Below are 14,086 nucleotides of genomic sequence, written 5' to 3'. Positions count from 1 at the left end.
GGCTCGGTCTTCGCCTGGGCGGATGTGCGATACCGCACTGCAATCGTGGGATCGGGATCAAAATCTTGGGATTTCGGTCGCATTGCGGACGCATTGCGCGTGCTGTCCTCAACCGTCGGGCGATCCCATCCGTCCTCCCTGCCGATCGCCGCCCATGTGGCGCGGTTGCGTCAGGAACAGAATAAGTCGTCATGGTCCCGCCGAAACGGGATCATTTCAGATTAGTTCCAAGCTAGAGCGCTGGAATTCGTGTTTTTTTCGCGGTAAGCACCCCGATCGCCCCGGGGCCGACGCAGTCAAGGAGCCGCAATCTTGGGTATCCCCCTCCGGTACGTCGCGAAGATCGGCGGCTACATCCTCAAGCAGCACCTCACGGGCCGCAAGCGCTACCCGCTTGTGATGATGATGGAACCTCTGTTCCGCTGCAATCTCGCATGCGCCGGCTGCGGCAAGATTGATTACCCGGACGAGATCCTCAACAAGCGTCTCCCGGTCGCCGACGCGCTTGAGTCGGTCCGCGAGTGCGGTGCACCCGTGGTGGTGATCGCCGGCGGCGAGCCGCTGCTGCACAAGGATCTGCCGCAGATCGTGCAAGGCATTATCGACCAGAAGAAGTTCGCGATCGTCTGCACGAACGCGCTTCTGCTCGAGAAGAAGATCAAGGACTACAAGCCCAGCCCGTACTTCACCTGGTCGATCCACCTGGACGGCGACCAGTCGATGCACGACCAGTCGGTGTGCCAGCGCGGCGTCTACGACAAGGCAGTCGCGGCCATCGCCAAGGCCAAGGAGATGGGCTTCCGGGTCACCATCAACTGCACCTTCTTCAACAATTCCTCGCCCGAGAAGATCGCCGACTTCTTCGACAGCGTGACCCGGATGGGCATCGACGGCATCACCGTCTCCCCCGGCTACGCCTACGAGCGCGCCCCCGACCAGAAGCACTTCCTGAACCGGAAGGCGACCAAGGAGCTGTTCCGCGGCGTGTTCCGTCACGGCAAGGAGAAGGGCCGCGAGAAGTGGACCTTCCAGCAGTCGGGCCTGTTCCTCGACTTCCTGGCCGGGAACCAGACCTACCATTGCACGCCTTGGGGCAACCCGACCCGCACCGTGTTCGGCTGGCAGAAGCCCTGCTACCTGCTCGGTGAGGGCTACGCGGCGACCTTCAAGGAGTTGATGGAAGAGACCGACTGGGATTCCTACGGCACCGGCAACTACGAAAAGTGCGCCGACTGCATGGTCCACTCGGGCTACGAGGCCTCCTCGGTCGTCGATTCGGTCCGCAAGCCCTGGAAGCCGCTCGTTCACGCGATCCGCGGCATCAAGACCGACGGTGCGATGGCCCCCGAGGTCAGCCTGGAGAACCAGCGCCCGGCCGAGTTCGTGTTCTCGCGCAACGTCGCCCAGAAGCTGTCCGAGATCAAAGCGGCCGGCGTCGATACCAAGCAGGAAGCCCGCAAGCGCACGGCCGCCTGACCCACCGGTATCGGAGTGTTCTCGAAAGACCCGCGGCCCCACGGCCGCGGGTCTTCTCGTTTTGGAGACTGCGGTCACCGGCACGCTGTGACCGGGCATGACCAGGCGGGCCGAGCCCGTCGCGCGTTTGGGCGAAGGCCCTCGGATCGGATGGGCCAGGCCGGTCAAGCTTGACCTTGGACAATCCTTCGTTGCACCTCGGGCGGATATTCGCCCGCACAGGTCGCGAAGACGAACCCGCCCCTGGAACGGGTCCTCGTCCCCCGTGGCCGACCGGGCGTCACGGCGGCAGAAGTGCGAGGGGGCAGGCCATGGAAACGATCGGCCCGGATCTGCGCGTGATGCAGCGCGTCCCCCTCGCGGCCTCGCATGTCGCCGCGATCAGAGCCGTGGGAGTCCCGCGGCATTACCCGGCCGGGACCGTCCTGGTTCGCGCCGGCGAGCCGGCGGACCGCTTCGTCTATGTCGAGGACGGCGAGATCTAGGTGGTGAACCCGTTCACGGACGAGCGCCACCTGCCCTCGACCCTGGGGCCGACGCAGTTCATGGGCGAGATCTCCTTCCTCAACGGCGGCAGCTGGTCGATGCCGATGCGGACGGTCACCGATACGGATGTGATTGAGGTGCCGCGGGCCGCGATGCTGCGTCTGATGGCCGAGATCCCCGAGATGTCGGACATCGTCATCACGGTCTTGGCGGCACGGCGGCGGCGGCAGCTCGATTCGCGCGACGGCACGCTCGTCCTGATCGGCGAGGACGACGACCGGGCGGTCCGGCGGATCGCGGAGTTCGCCAGCCGTAACCGCCTGCCCTATCGGTCCTACGCGCTCGGCAGTCCGGAGGCCGAGGGTGTCGCCACGACCTGTTCGGTTCCCGCCGACCGGCCGGCCGTGATCTTCGGCCGGAACAACGTCGTCGCAGACCCGACGCCCGACAAGGTCGCGCAGCTGTTCGGCCTGAACTACAACCTGATCGACGACGAGGCTTTCGACGTGCTGATCGTCGGCGGCGGTCCAGCCGGCGTGGCGGCGGGCGTCTATGCGGGCGCCGAGGGGCTGCGCGCCCTGGTGGTCGAAGACGTCGCGATCGGCGGGCAGGCCGGCACGTCGAGCCGGATCGAGAACTACATGGGGTTTCCGACCGGGATCTCCGGGGCCGATCTGGTCTGGCGCGGCGAAGTCCAGGCGATGAAGTTCGGCACGCGGTTCGCGATGCCTCGGCGCGTGGCGAAGCTCGAGCGCCTCGACGACGACGCGTACTGCGCGACCTTCGACAACGGCCAGCGGGTGCGCGGCCAGGCCGTGGTCGTGGCTACCGGCGTCCAGTACCGACGCCTGCCGATCAATCGCCTGGAGGCGTTCGAGGGGGCGGGCGTCTATTATGCGGCCACCGAAATCGAGGCCCGCTATTGCAAGAACACTGAGACCGTCATTGTCGGCGGCGGCAACTCGGCCGGGCAGGCGGCGATGTTCCTCAGCCGCTCCGCCCGGCATGTCCGGCTTCTGGTCCGCGGGCCGTCGCTGGCAACCTCGATGTCGCGCTACCTGTCGAGCCGCCTGGAGGCGGATCCGGCCATCACGATCGAGTACGGCGCCGAGCTCAGCGCGCTACATGGGGAGGACGCCCTCGACGCCGTGTCGATCCGCACCATCGCCGACGGGACGGTCCGGACGATCCAGACCTGCGCGGTGTTCGTCATGGTGGGGGCGGCCCCCAATACCGGCTGGCTGTCCGGCCTCGTCGAACTCGATCGCAACGGCTTTGTCCTGACCGGGGAAGCCGTCGGCGCCGGCTCGCCCTATGCCACGTCGCAACCGGGTATCTTCGCGGTCGGCGACGTGCGCGCCGCGTCCGTGAAGCGCGTCGCATCGTCGGTCGGCGAGGGATCGGTCGTCATTTCGAAGGTCTGGGATTACGTCCAGGAACACGGGTGACCCCGCCTCGACCCGGTCCGATCAGGCCGGCCGGGGCGCGGCCGAACGCTTGGCGCGTCGGCGGCGCCCCACGATCAGCCACGGCAGCACGCAGGCCGCCGACACCGCGATCGACACCGCGTAGGCCGTGACCAGCCCGGTCTGCCCGAGCGACAGGTGCACGCATCCATAGAAGGCCAGCACGCCGAAGGCGCCCTGGGCGCTGCCGCGCACCACGTCGAGGGAGGCGCGGACGCCGTCCTGGAACCGGGCGAAGGCGATCAGCGGCCAGGAGATGATCGGGATCGGCGCCAGCAGGCCGCTCAGGCCGGAGCCGAGATACGGCGCGAGGTTGGAGACCAGCAGGACCAGCGCGGTCGCGGCCGCGAGGCGCGCCGGCATGTCCCAGCGCGGCGGGATCGGGCGCGCTCCGGCGGGCGCGGGTCCGGCGGGCGGTGGGCAGAGCGCCACGACCAGGGCCATGGCCGGCAGGTCGATCGCCGCCGCGAGCCATAGCCCGGGCCGAATCAGCCCGTGCAGCACGAGGCCGCCGAGGACGAAGGCCAACAGGGCGGCGCAGAGGGCCGCGACCGGGCCCATCCGGGGGGCGCAGACCACGTAGGCGAGATAGCAGAGCGTGACCGCCCCCAGCCCCTCCGCCGAGCCGACGGCGGCATCGGCCGCGAAGGTCTTGCCCTGCTCGAGCGCGAGGTAGATCGAGATCGGCGCCGAGGTGAGCGGCAGGCCCGACAGCAGGCCGCCGACCAGGCTGCCCCACCGGCGGGCCGCCGCCGACACGGCCCACATCAGGGCCGGGGTGATGGCGATCTTGGCGGCGATCAGGCTCATGCCGGTCTCATGGCCGGTCTCGACCCGCCGACCCTCAAGCCGCCTCCGGCGGTTCGCCATCCTCCGGCTCCACGGGCGAGTTCAGCATGTCCTCCAATTCGTCCACCAGCCGATCGATCTGATCCTCGGTGGCGAGCACCTTCAGGACCTCACCGGTCTCGGTTTCCACGGCCAGTTCGATATGCGGCCCGACCCGGCTGGTCAGAACCCGGGCCAGGATCTTGATGGCGCTCATGCGAATGCGTCCTCCGAGGCGATGAGGCCGACGGCGACCGCCGGCCCGCAGGTCGAGATCCAGTCGGGCTCTCCGGCGATCCGGCCGCGCAGCAGGCTCACCAGCGGGATGGTCGGCCGCCCGAGCCGCGCGGCGAGGCGCGGGCCCAGGAAGGCGCCGGCGCCGCACGCGATGAGCGGCGCTCCCGGGGTGAGATCGGACCGGCTCAGCAGGGTGGCGGCGGCGTCGTGCAGCAGCCGCAGCTGCGTCTCGGCGAAGTGGCCCGCCAGCAGCGTCCAGGTCTCGGGGGTGCCCTCCTCGCGGTCCCGCCCGACGATTCGGGCGAGCCGCGTCTCGCTCTCGGCGACGGACTTGCCCTTGCGATCGCCGCTGGCCTGCTGGTCGGCCCCCTCGGGCAGCAGCCCCAGGATCCGGTAGACGTCGGCCATGTGGGAGAACGTCTCGGTCATCAGCCGGGTGCGGCGACCGCCGAAGGGGGCGTGGTCGGCGAGCGCGATCACCGGGGTGCGGACGATCCCGGTATAGACGAGCTCCCCGGTTTCCAGGCGCTCGGCGTCGCTGTAGCCGGCGGCCGCCGGGCGGCCGGCGGCGATCGGGATCAGGTCGGCAGTGGTCGAGCCGACATCGATCAGGAGCGCGTCCGGCGCATGCTGCCCGGCGAGCGCCGCCGTGGCGTGCCAATTGGCCGAGGCGACGTCCGCGAAAACCTCCTCTGCCGCGTTCGGGGCCACGAAGCCTGAGCGGCCGGCGTAGATCCGCACCGGGCCGGCGAGGTGCCGCTCGGCCCAGCCCGAGAGCGCTGCCACGCCTTCCCGGCGGCCGGCGAAGCAGTCGGTCAACTCGCCCGTCATGGTGACCGCGTGCCGGGCCTCGCCGCGCGCCCAGTCGGGCAAGGTCGCTAGGGACCCGTCCAGGGCCGGGACGCCCTGCCAGAGCGGGCACGGGACCTGGGCCGCCGCCACGACCCGGCCATCCTCGACCAGCGCGGCCTTGACGTGGACCCCACCGAGGTCCCACCCGATCTGCTTTGGGACTGGCATGGGCATATGACCGCGACGCGCGCCTCGATGGATGACGGACTCGGGCGCCCCGGCTTCGCGGTGATCCCGGTGCTCGACCTGCGCGGCGGCCGCGTGGTGCGGGCGCGCCGCGGCGAGCGCTCCTCCTATGCCCCGATCGAGACGCCCTTGGCAAAGGGCTCCGCGCCCGATGCGATCGCGCGCGGTCTTCTCGACGCGTGGCCCGCCCAAACGCTCTACGTCGCCGATCTCGACGCGATTATCGACGGGATCAGGCCGGACCTCCGGGCCCTGGAGGCGATCGCCCGCGCATGCCCGGGACTCGGCCTGTGGGTCGATGCGGGCTTTTCCGAATCGGCGGGGGTCGCGGCGTTCCTCGCCGCCGGCTTCGGGCGGCCCGTGATCGGCAGCGAGAGCCAGCACGATACCGGGCTCGTCACCGATCTCGGCGAACGCGCCGTGCTGTCCCTCGATACGCGCGGATCCGAGCGCCTCGGCCCGGCCGCGCTCCACGACGATCCGGGGCTCTGGCCGCCGGACGTGATCGCGATGACGCTGGCCCGGGTCGGCGCCGGGGCCGGGCCCGACCTCGACGCGCTCCGGGCCGTGCGGGCCCCGGGCCGCCGGGTCTACGCGGCCGGCGGGGTGCGCGGGGCGGACGACCTGCGGGCCCTGCGCGCGGCCGGGATCGCCGGGGCGCTGGTCGCCTCGGCGCTCCACGACGGCACCCTGCGGAGCGCCGAGGCCGGGGATCTGGCCTGACGCTTCCGACCCGCCGCCGAGGCTGCTAAACCGGCGTCAGACCGTGCCTTCACCAAGAGCCTGCAGACGATGGAAAAATTCACCACGCTGGAGGGCGTCGCGGCGCCCATGCGGATCATCAACGTCGACACCGACCGGATCATCCCGAAGCAGTACCTGAAGACGATCAAGCGGACCGGCCTGGGCAAGGGCCTGTTCGCCGAGATGCGCTACAAGGACGACGGCTCCGAAAACCCGGACTTCGTGCTCAACAAGCCGGCTTACCGGAACGCGAAGATCCTGGTGTGCGGCGACAATTTCGGCTGCGGCTCGTCCCGGGAGCACGCCCCCTGGGCGCTGGCCGATTTCGGCATCCGCTGCGTGATCTCCACGAGCTTCGCCGACATCTTCTTCAACAACTGCGCGAAGAACGGCATCCTGGCGATCACGGTCGCTCCGGACGACCTTGAGAAGCTGTTCGAGGACGCCGAGCGCGGCTCGAACGCGACCCTGTCGGTCGATCTCGACGCCCAGACCATCAAAGGGCCGGACGGCGGCACCCTGCATTTCGACATCGACGGCGGCCTCAAGCACAGCCTGCTCAACGGCCTCGACGAGATCGGCCTGACCCTGCAGCGCGCCGCCGCGATCGACGCCTACGAGCAGAAGCTCGCCGCTCGGGAATGGGCCTGAGCGGGCGACGCGAAAGCTCTCGCAAGTCTGAGCGGACCTCCGCTTAGGCCGCCTTCACGTCCGCCAGGAACGTCGCGACCGCGCGGGTGAGGTCGTTCGAGTTCTGGGAGAGGCCGCGCGCTGCGCCCAGCACCTGGGTCGCCGCGGAGCCGGTCTCGCCGGCGGCGCGCTTGACGTCGACGATGTTGCCGGTGACCCGCTCGGTCCCGGAGGCGGCCTGCTGGACGTTGCGGGCGATCTCCTGGGTGGCCGCCCCCTGCTCCTCGATCGCGGCCGCGATCGCGGTGGAGCTGGTGGCGATCTCGCCGACGATGCGGGCGATCGACCGGATCGCCGAGACCGCGTGGCCGGTGGCCGTCTGGATCGCGCCGATCTGCGCGCCGATCTCCTCGGTGGCGCGGGTGGTCTGGCCGGCCAGCTCCTTGACCTCGCTGGCGACCACCGCGAAGCCGCGGCCGGCATCGCCGGCCCGGGCGGCCTCGATGGTGGCGTTGAGCGCCAGCAGGTTGGTCTGCCCGGCGATCTGCGAGATCAACGCGATGACGCTGCCGATCTTCTCCGCGCTCTCGGCGAGCACCTGTACGGCCCCGTCGGTCTGGATCGCCTCGTCGGAGGCCGCGCTCGCGGCCTGGGCCGCCCGGGTGACCTGGCTGTTGATCTCCCGGATCGAGATCGACAGCTCCTCGGTGGCGGCGGCCACCGTCTGCACGTTCGAGGAGGCCTGCTCGGCGGCGCCCGCCACCGTCTGCGCCTGCGCGTCGGTCTCTTCGGCGATGCCGGTCATCGACTGCGCCGTCGCTTCGAGTTCGGTGGCGGCCCCGGCCATGGCTTGGGTGAGGCCGGACACCTCGGTCTCGAACCGCGTCACCACGGCGTCGAGATGGGCGGCGCGGCGGGCCTTGGCATCCGCTTCCCGGGCGGTCGCGGCGTCGCCTGACCGCTTGGCGATCAGCGCGGCCTTGAACACCTCGACCGCCGCCGCCATGCCGCCGATCTCGTCGCGCCGGTCGCTGCTCGGGACGGTGACGTCGAGATTGTCCCGGGCCAGCTCCCCCATCACCAGCGTCATCGTGCGCGTCGGGATGGCGATGAGCTTGGTCAGCAGGAAGGCGCCCGCGATGGCGGTCGCCAGGAGGGCGACGAGGGACAGCAGCGTCGCCGCGTAGGATGTCGAGAAGGCGTCGGCCTCGTCGGCCTGCCGGGCCGTCAGCAGGGTGCGCTCGGTCGCCTCGATCTCCCCACCCTTGGCGCGAATGGCGTCCATGAGCGCCCGGCCGGCGCCGCCCCCCACGCGTGCGCGGGCCTCCGCCTGGGTACTCGGCTGACCCATCAGGCCGATCTCCGGCTCGGCGATGTCGGCCTGTCAGCGCTTCGCCAGGGTCTCGACCTCGGCGATGCGGGCCTGCTGCGCCGGATTGTCCGATGTCAGCGTCCGAAGCCGCTGTAGATTCGCGTCGAAGGCCTGCGTGCCGCTGCGATACGGCGCGAGGAACGCCGGGTCTGCGGTCACCAGATAGCCCCGCAGGCCGGTCTCGCGATCGACCATCGTGGTGATCAGGGACGCGTTCACGTTCAGGACGTCGTAGGTATGCTCCGACCATCCAATCGACGATTGGATGAACGATAGTTTCCGATGATTGATAACCGCGCTTACCAGCGCGATAATGATTAAAACAGCGAATGAACCAAAGACTTTCTTCGCAATCGATAGATCTACCAGGCGCATGGTCCAGATTTCCTGCCGTCGTCCAAAAACTGATTCCGTCTTATATGAACAGTCGTGGGTTAATAAGTTGCCGTCAAGAATCGCATCGTTCCGAGCGGATTGCCGATTGAATAGGCGGGAATATTCTAATATATTGCTGCATTTGTGAAGTATTAGAAGATATTAATTAGCAACAACCAAGGCATCGATTGTCGGAAAACTAAAGCCGCCGCCAAATCTATTTCCGTACTGACACCGCGACCGGACGATTGAATTTCACGGTCCGGACTTCGGGCGCAGCGCGGCGGCGTCCGGGCCCGTCGGGCGGGCCGGTGGATTCGGTGCGGCCTAACCGCTCCTTAACCCTGGTGTTGCCTGATTCGAAGTTCATGCAACGGACGTCGAACGGGATCGCCAGGATGCGGATTCACTCCCTCGGATCGGGCGTCGCGCTCGGGGTCGGTCTGCTCGCCGGCCTCGCCGCGGTGCCGGCGCGCGCCGATTTCGATTCGTGCCTCGCCGGCATCCAGAGGCAGGCGGCGGCGGCCGGGGTGTCGGCCCAGGCCTTCCAGGCGGCCACCCGCGGCATCAGCTTCGACGACAAGGTGATCGAGCTCTCGCAGGCGCAGCCCGAGTTCAAGACGCCGATCTGGGACTACATGGCGGCGCTCGTGGACGATGAGCGGGTCGAGGACGGACGCGCGGCCATGCGCCAGAATGCGTCCGCCCTGGCCCAGGCCGAGGCGCGCTACGGGGTCGACCGCTACACCATCGCGGCGGTCTGGGGCGTCGAGTCCAACTTCGGCAAGAACCTCGGCAAGATGCCGCTGGTGCAGTCGCTGGCGACGCTCGCCTGCTCGAGCAATCGCCGCCGGGACTTCTTCCGCGGCGAGTTGATCGCCACCCTGCGGATCATCGAGCGCGGCGACATCGCGCCGGAGAGGCTCACCGGCTCCTGGGCCGGCGCCTTCGGCCAGACCCAGTTCATGCCGACCACCTATCAAAGGCTCGCGGTGGACGGTGACGGCGACGGCCGGCGGGACGTGGTTGATTCGGTGGCCGATGCTGTCGGCTCCACGGCGAACTTCCTGCACGTGGCCAAGTGGCAGAACGGCCAGGTCTGGGGCTACGAGGTCAAGCTGCCCCGCGGCTTCAGCGTCGCCTCCGCCGGCCGGAAGAACAAGAAGCCGATCGCCCACTGGGCCGCGCTCGGCGTGACCCGGGCGGATGGCCGCTCGCTCTCGGGCGAGGGACCGGCCGGCATCATCGCACCCGCCGGCATCGACGGACCGGCCTTCCTGGTCACCCGGAACTTCGACGCGATCTACTCCTACAACGCGGCCGAATCCTACGGTCTCGCCATCGCGGTCCTGTCGGACCGGCTGCGTGGCAAGGCCGGCGTCCAGGCGGCCTGGCCGACCGACGACCCGCCCCTGTCCCGGGCCGAGCGGCGGGACCTCCAGACCCGGCTGGCCGCCCGCGGCTACGATGTCGGGGAGCCGGACGGCAAGGTCGGCCAGAAGACCCGCGACGCGATCAAGGACGTCGAGCGCAAGCTCGGCATGACTCCGACGGGTCGCCCCGGCGGCAAGGTGCTGGAAGCCCTGCGCGGAAGCTGAGAGGGTGTAGGCCGCTTGGGTCTCCACGCACGGCGGCCGACGCGGTGTTTTTCGCGGGGAGTCATCCTGGCTCGCCAAGGAAGCCATCCTGGCTCGCCAAGAGAGGCAGGATGGTCCCCGAAGGTTTGGGGCCGGAATCGACGCGAGAGCGCAGTGACGCCCCCCCCGCTCCGGAAAGGAGCGGGGTGAGGGACCGGGGTTCGGTGGAACAGGTGCACCCTGTCTCGCGCTCGAATCGGACGGGAGACCCGCATCCTGCCCTTCGCCGCTGGTCGGCCCCGCGCCGCCCGGAGTATCGCGCGCTCGAGGACGTTGGAGGGTGACCGCCACGGCCATCGGCGCGGCTTGCCCCCTTGTGGCGCACGGCTCCTGCTCGAACGGTCCCTGCGGGCCAGGCCTGTCCCGCCGCCACGATCCGCACGCTCACATTCACCATCGCGGATCTGCCATGCGGCGATGAGATGGATCGGCTGCACTGTATCCGAACTGTCGTACTCTCCAATATAAATTGTTGATATGATCTGCGTTCGGTCGAACGATTACTTAAGATCAAATAATGATTGTCGGTATTTAATCGCACTGCGGTTGCAAATATAGAAATTATTTTACTGTCCGCGAAAGGTTTTTTGATAGAGAATCTTGAGTTATGCGCTGCGCTGAGCATATTGATCCTCAATCGTATAGGATCAAGATCGATATGCGCTTTTCTCTCGCGAATTTGACGCTGTCACGCAAGCTTTCGCTTCTCACGATACTGACGTGTCTGATTATTGCTACGATCGGTGGCTTGGGCCTCAATCTATTCCACCGTGAAATGCTGGACGAGCGCGTCCAGTCGCTGCGCGCCATGGTCGAGCTGATCCAGTCGCACGCCCAGGCCCTCGACGAGCGGGTCAAGGCCGGGACCATGACCAGGGAAGCTGCCCTGACCGAGCTGGCCGAATCGACCATGGCGATGCGCTACAGCGGCGGAACCAACTACATATCGATCTACGCGATGGACGGCAGGACCATCGCCGCGCCGAACCGGAAGGACGTCGGCAAGAACCAGCTGGATCTCACGGTCAACGGCATACCGATCATTCGCGCCTTCATCGCTGGCCTGAGATCGTCCGACTCGACGATGCTGGAATACACCTACCTCCGGCCCGGACGGGAGGGTGTCTTTCCGAAGGTGTCCGTGGCGTCCCGCTTCGCACCCTGGGACATCTTCATCGTCACCGGCGCCTATACCGACGACATCGCGGCCGCGTTCCGGTCGCTGGCGATCACAGTGGTGGGCCTGCTCCTGGGCATCGTCGGCGTCTCGGTGCTCGGCTCGCTGCTGATCGGGCGCAGCATCACCCGGCCGCTCGGCCGCCTGCACCGGAGGATGCAGGCCCTGGCGGAGGGTGACATCACGAGCCCGGTCTCCGATAGCGAGCGGCGCGACGAGATCGGCCGGATGTCCGCCACCGTCGAGGTGTTCCGCCAGGCCCTGGTCGCCAAGGGCGAGATGGACGTCGCGGCCGCCCGGGATGCCGAGGCCAAGATCGAGCGCGCTCAGGCTCTCGATGCCCTGACCCGGCAGTTCGAGGGCAGTGCCGGGACCCTGATGCGGGGCCTGACCTCCGCCGCCACGGCGATGCAGGCCAACGCCGCCACGATGGCGCAGAGCGCGACGCGGACGAGCGCGCGCTCCGCCCAGGTCGCCGAGGCCGCGCAGGAGACCTCCGCCAGCGTGCAGACCGTGGCCGCTGCGACCGAGGAGATGTCGACGACCATCCGGGAGATCTCCGGCCAGATGGCGCGCTCGTCGGCCATGATCGGCCAGGCGGCCACGGAGGCGCAGCGGACCGACGCGATCGTGCGCGACCTCGCCGAGGGCGCGGAGAAGATCGGCGCGGTGGCCAGCATGATCGCGGCGATCGCCAGCCAGACGAACCTCCTCGCGCTCAACGCCACGATCGAGGCGGCCCGCGCCGGCGAGGCCGGGCGCGGCTTCGCGGTGGTGGCCAGCGAGGTGAAGGAACTGGCCAACCAGACCGCGCAGGCGACGGCGGAGATCGCGACCCGGGTCGGCGCCGTGCAGGTCTCGACCCGGCAGGCCGTGGAGGCGATCCAGGAGATCGGCCGCACGGTCACCGAGGTCAACACGCTGGCCACCAGCGTCGCGGCCGCGATCGAGGAGCAGGAGGCGACCACCGGCGAGATCGTGCGCAGCGTGGCGCAGGCGGCGGACGGCACCAGCACGGTGACCGGCAACATCGCCGAGGTCTCGACCGCCGCCCAGGAATCCGGGGGCGCGGCCGAGCAGGTGCTCGGTGCCGCCGCCGAACTGTCGCAGAAGTCCAGGCTGCTCTCCGCGGAGATCACCCACTTCCTCGATCGGGTCCGGGCCGCCTGAGCCGCTTGCATGAAAAAACCGGCCAGGCTGAGCCGGGCCGGTTGAAAACTGCGGGTTCCCCGGCTGCGAGCCGGGGTACCCGAGGGCCTTACTCGGCGGCGGCGGGGGCCGCCTTCGGGGTATCCTTGGACTTGTAGCGATCGGTGCGCTCGACGATGCGGGCCGATTTCCCGCGGCGGTCGCGCAGGTAGTACAGCTTGGCCCGGCGCACCTTGCCCCGGCGGACGACCTTGATCGAATCGATCATCGGCGAATGCACCGGGAAGACGCGCTCGACGCCCTCGCCGTAGGAGATCTTGCGGACCGTGAAGCTCTCGTTGAGGCCGCCGCCCTGGCGACCGATGCAGACGCCCTCGTAGGCCTGGACGCGGGTGCGCTCGCCTTCCTTGACGCGGACGTTGACGATGAGCGTGTCACCCGGCTCGAAATCGGGAATGGTCTTGGCGAGGCGCGCGACTTCCTCGCGCTCCAGCTGCTCGATGATGTTCATGGCATAGCTCCAGCCGTTGCGCCGTGCCGCCCCTCATGGGCGTCCGGCACCAGGATTTCGGCGATCCTGTTGTGAGTTGCGCAGCCCTCTACAGGATCCCCGACGGCTTGTCGATTGCCGATGCCGGCCGTCGCGTCAGGGGCGATCCGCGGCCGTTGAGCCCCGCGTGGCCTCGGGCAGCACGCAGGCCGACAGGAAGGCGGCCAGATCGTCCGTGATGTGGTCGATATGCGGCTCGCGCACCGCCTCCTGCTCGAAGGCCTCGCGGTAGGGGTCGACGATCTTGGGGACGACCAGCACGGTGGCCATGCCGAGATCGTGCGGTACCGCGAGGTTGCGGGCGATGTCCTCGAAGAGGACGGCGCGAGTCGGCTCGACCCCGTGGGCGTCCAGGAACCGTTCGTAGGTCGAGCGCTCGGGTTTCGGCACGAAGTTGGCGGCTGCGATGTCGAACACGTCCTCGAAATGGTCGAGGATACCGAGCTTGGCCGCGACGTTCTCGGCATGGCGGCGCGACCCGTTGGTCAGGATCAGCTTGCGCCCGGGCAGCCGCTCGATCGCGTCGCCGAGGCTCTGGTCGAGCTTGATCGTCGAGTGGTCGATGTCGTGGGCGAAATCGAGGAAGTCGTGCGGATCGACCCCCTCCTCCGTCAGCAGCGCCGTCAGGGTCGTGCCGTAGCGGTGGTAGAAGTATTTCTGCAGGGCGCGGGCCGAGATGCCATCGATCCCATAGAGCCGCATGACATAGAGCGTGATGCGCTCGTCCACCTGCGGCCAGACCTGCGCGTCGCTCGGATAGAGCGTGTTGTCGAGGTCGAACACCCAGGTGTCGACATCGGCAAACCCACGGGAGGCGGGTGTGGTGAACTGGGCTTTCTCCGGGTGGTGCACCGTGTCCCTTTGAGATCCTGAACCTGAGGGATTCTAGGGCCAGGCCCGATCGCGTTGCAATCGGATGCA

The 14,086-nt window shown here is 68.5% G+C and carries 14 protein-coding genes; 7 read left to right on the top strand and 7 right to left on the bottom strand.

What is annotated here, in order from left to right:
- Positions 1-312: 312 nt before the first annotated feature.
- The 3 genes from hpnH (at position 313) to AC0IY0_RS01160 (ending at position 3,410) form a co-directional block, all read left to right on the top strand.
- Complete coding sequence (hpnH, locus tag AC0IY0_RS01170; RefSeq protein WP_147854312.1) at positions 313-1,476, top strand: adenosyl-hopene transferase HpnH; 1,164 nt, start codon at positions 313-315, stop codon at positions 1,474-1,476.
- Between the two features lie 311 nt (positions 1,477-1,787).
- Complete coding sequence (locus AC0IY0_RS01165; protein WP_471762859.1) at positions 1,788-1,961, top strand: hypothetical protein; 174 nt, start codon at positions 1,788-1,790, stop codon at positions 1,959-1,961.
- A complete protein-coding gene (locus AC0IY0_RS01160; protein WP_471762858.1) occupies positions 1,962-3,410 on the top strand; it encodes an FAD-dependent oxidoreductase in 1,449 nt (482 codons plus the stop codon).
- 21 nt (positions 3,411-3,431) lie between these two features.
- Here AC0IY0_RS01160 and AC0IY0_RS01155 read toward each other — a convergent pair whose 3' ends face one another.
- From AC0IY0_RS01155 to AC0IY0_RS01145, 3 genes are read right to left on the bottom strand one after another with little or no spacing between them, the layout of a single operon-like run.
- Positions 3,432-4,298: a hypothetical protein gene (locus AC0IY0_RS01155; protein WP_471762857.1), complete on the bottom strand. Its 867-nt coding sequence runs from the start codon at positions 4,296-4,298 to the stop codon at positions 3,432-3,434.
- Positions 4,273-4,473 (bottom strand): hypothetical protein, encoded by a 201-nt coding sequence (locus AC0IY0_RS01150; RefSeq protein WP_147907989.1) that lies wholly within the window; start codon positions 4,471-4,473, stop codon positions 4,273-4,275. The genes AC0IY0_RS01155 and AC0IY0_RS01150 overlap by 26 nt, the downstream gene beginning before the upstream one ends.
- Complete coding sequence (locus AC0IY0_RS01145) at positions 4,470-5,513, bottom strand: hydantoinase/oxoprolinase family protein (protein ID WP_471762855.1); 1,044 nt, start codon at positions 5,511-5,513, stop codon at positions 4,470-4,472. Before AC0IY0_RS01145 ends, AC0IY0_RS01150 begins: the two co-directional genes overlap by 4 nt.
- 6 nt (positions 5,514-5,519) lie before the next feature.
- Between AC0IY0_RS01145 and AC0IY0_RS01140 the strand changes: the two genes are divergently transcribed.
- Together AC0IY0_RS01140 and leuD are read left to right on the top strand one after the other, a co-directional pair.
- Positions 5,520-6,254 (top strand): HisA/HisF-related TIM barrel protein, encoded by a 735-nt coding sequence (locus AC0IY0_RS01140; protein ID WP_471762854.1) that lies wholly within the window; start codon positions 5,520-5,522, stop codon positions 6,252-6,254.
- Positions 6,255-6,323: 69 nt separating this feature from the next.
- Positions 6,324-6,926, top strand: a complete 603-nt coding sequence (gene leuD, locus AC0IY0_RS01135) for a 3-isopropylmalate dehydratase small subunit (protein WP_147909996.1) — start codon at positions 6,324-6,326, stop codon at positions 6,924-6,926.
- A 43-nt stretch (positions 6,927-6,969) separates the two neighbouring features.
- Here leuD and AC0IY0_RS01130 read toward each other — a convergent pair whose 3' ends face one another.
- Together AC0IY0_RS01130 and AC0IY0_RS01125 are read right to left on the bottom strand one after the other, a co-directional pair.
- Positions 6,970-8,256 (bottom strand): methyl-accepting chemotaxis protein, encoded by a 1,287-nt coding sequence (locus tag AC0IY0_RS01130; RefSeq protein WP_471762853.1) that lies wholly within the window; start codon positions 8,254-8,256, stop codon positions 6,970-6,972.
- Between the two features lie 33 nt (positions 8,257-8,289).
- Entirely contained in the window at positions 8,290-8,652 is a 363-nt protein-coding gene (locus tag AC0IY0_RS01125; protein ID WP_471762852.1) for a CHASE3 domain-containing protein, read from the bottom strand.
- Between the two features lie 398 nt (positions 8,653-9,050).
- Here AC0IY0_RS01125 and AC0IY0_RS01120 point away from each other — a divergent pair, with 398 nt between their 5' ends.
- Together AC0IY0_RS01120 and AC0IY0_RS01115 are read left to right on the top strand one after the other, a co-directional pair.
- Positions 9,051-10,250 (top strand): lytic murein transglycosylase, encoded by a 1,200-nt coding sequence (locus AC0IY0_RS01120; protein ID WP_147939203.1) that lies wholly within the window; start codon positions 9,051-9,053, stop codon positions 10,248-10,250.
- A 787-nt stretch (positions 10,251-11,037) separates the two neighbouring features.
- Complete coding sequence (locus tag AC0IY0_RS01115) at positions 11,038-12,636, top strand: methyl-accepting chemotaxis protein (RefSeq protein WP_471762851.1); 1,599 nt, start codon at positions 11,038-11,040, stop codon at positions 12,634-12,636.
- Positions 12,637-12,724: 88 nt separating this feature from the next.
- Here AC0IY0_RS01115 and rplS read toward each other — a convergent pair whose 3' ends face one another.
- Positions 12,725-13,126 carry a 50S ribosomal protein L19 gene (gene rplS / locus AC0IY0_RS01110; RefSeq protein WP_147910000.1) on the bottom strand — a complete coding sequence of 134 codons (402 nt, stop codon included), beginning with the start codon at positions 13,124-13,126 and terminating at the stop codon, positions 12,725-12,727.
- 135 nt (positions 13,127-13,261) lie between these two features.
- Positions 13,262-14,017: a pyrimidine 5'-nucleotidase gene (locus tag AC0IY0_RS01105; protein ID WP_147910001.1), complete on the bottom strand. Its 756-nt coding sequence runs from the start codon at positions 14,015-14,017 to the stop codon at positions 13,262-13,264.
- Between the last annotated feature and the right edge of the window lie 69 nt (positions 14,018-14,086).

Source organism: Methylobacterium sp. AC315 (assembly GCF_979253755.1).
The sequence above is the reverse complement of the archived record's forward strand: the minus strand, read 5'-3'. Positions and strand labels throughout refer to the sequence as shown.

Bases quoted from the DNA above. Each gene is read 5' to 3' on its own strand.
- AC0IY0_RS01145 (WP_471762855.1), bottom strand. From the start codon at position 5,513: ATGCCAGTCCCAAAGCAGATCGGGTGGGACCTCGGTGGGGTCCACGTC.
- AC0IY0_RS01140 (WP_471762854.1), top strand. From the start codon at position 5,520: ATGACCGCGACGCGCGCCTCGATGGATGACGGACTCGGGCGCCCCGGC.
- leuD (WP_147909996.1), top strand. From the start codon at position 6,324: ATGGAAAAATTCACCACGCTGGAGGGCGTCGCGGCGCCCATGCGGATC.
- AC0IY0_RS01125 (WP_471762852.1), bottom strand. From the start codon at position 8,652: ATGCGCCTGGTAGATCTATCGATTGCGAAGAAAGTCTTTGGTTCATTC.
- AC0IY0_RS01130 (WP_471762853.1), bottom strand. From the start codon at position 8,256: ATGGGTCAGCCGAGTACCCAGGCGGAGGCCCGCGCACGCGTGGGGGGC.
- AC0IY0_RS01150 (WP_147907989.1), bottom strand. From the start codon at position 4,473: ATGAGCGCCATCAAGATCCTGGCCCGGGTTCTGACCAGCCGGGTCGGG.
- rplS (WP_147910000.1), bottom strand. From the start codon at position 13,126: ATGAACATCATCGAGCAGCTGGAGCGCGAGGAAGTCGCGCGCCTCGCC.
- AC0IY0_RS01155 (WP_471762857.1), bottom strand. From the start codon at position 4,298: ATGGCGAACCGCCGGAGGCGGCTTGAGGGTCGGCGGGTCGAGACCGGC.
- AC0IY0_RS01165 (WP_471762859.1), top strand. From the start codon at position 1,788: ATGGAAACGATCGGCCCGGATCTGCGCGTGATGCAGCGCGTCCCCCTC.
- AC0IY0_RS01120 (WP_147939203.1), top strand. From the start codon at position 9,051: ATGCGGATTCACTCCCTCGGATCGGGCGTCGCGCTCGGGGTCGGTCTG.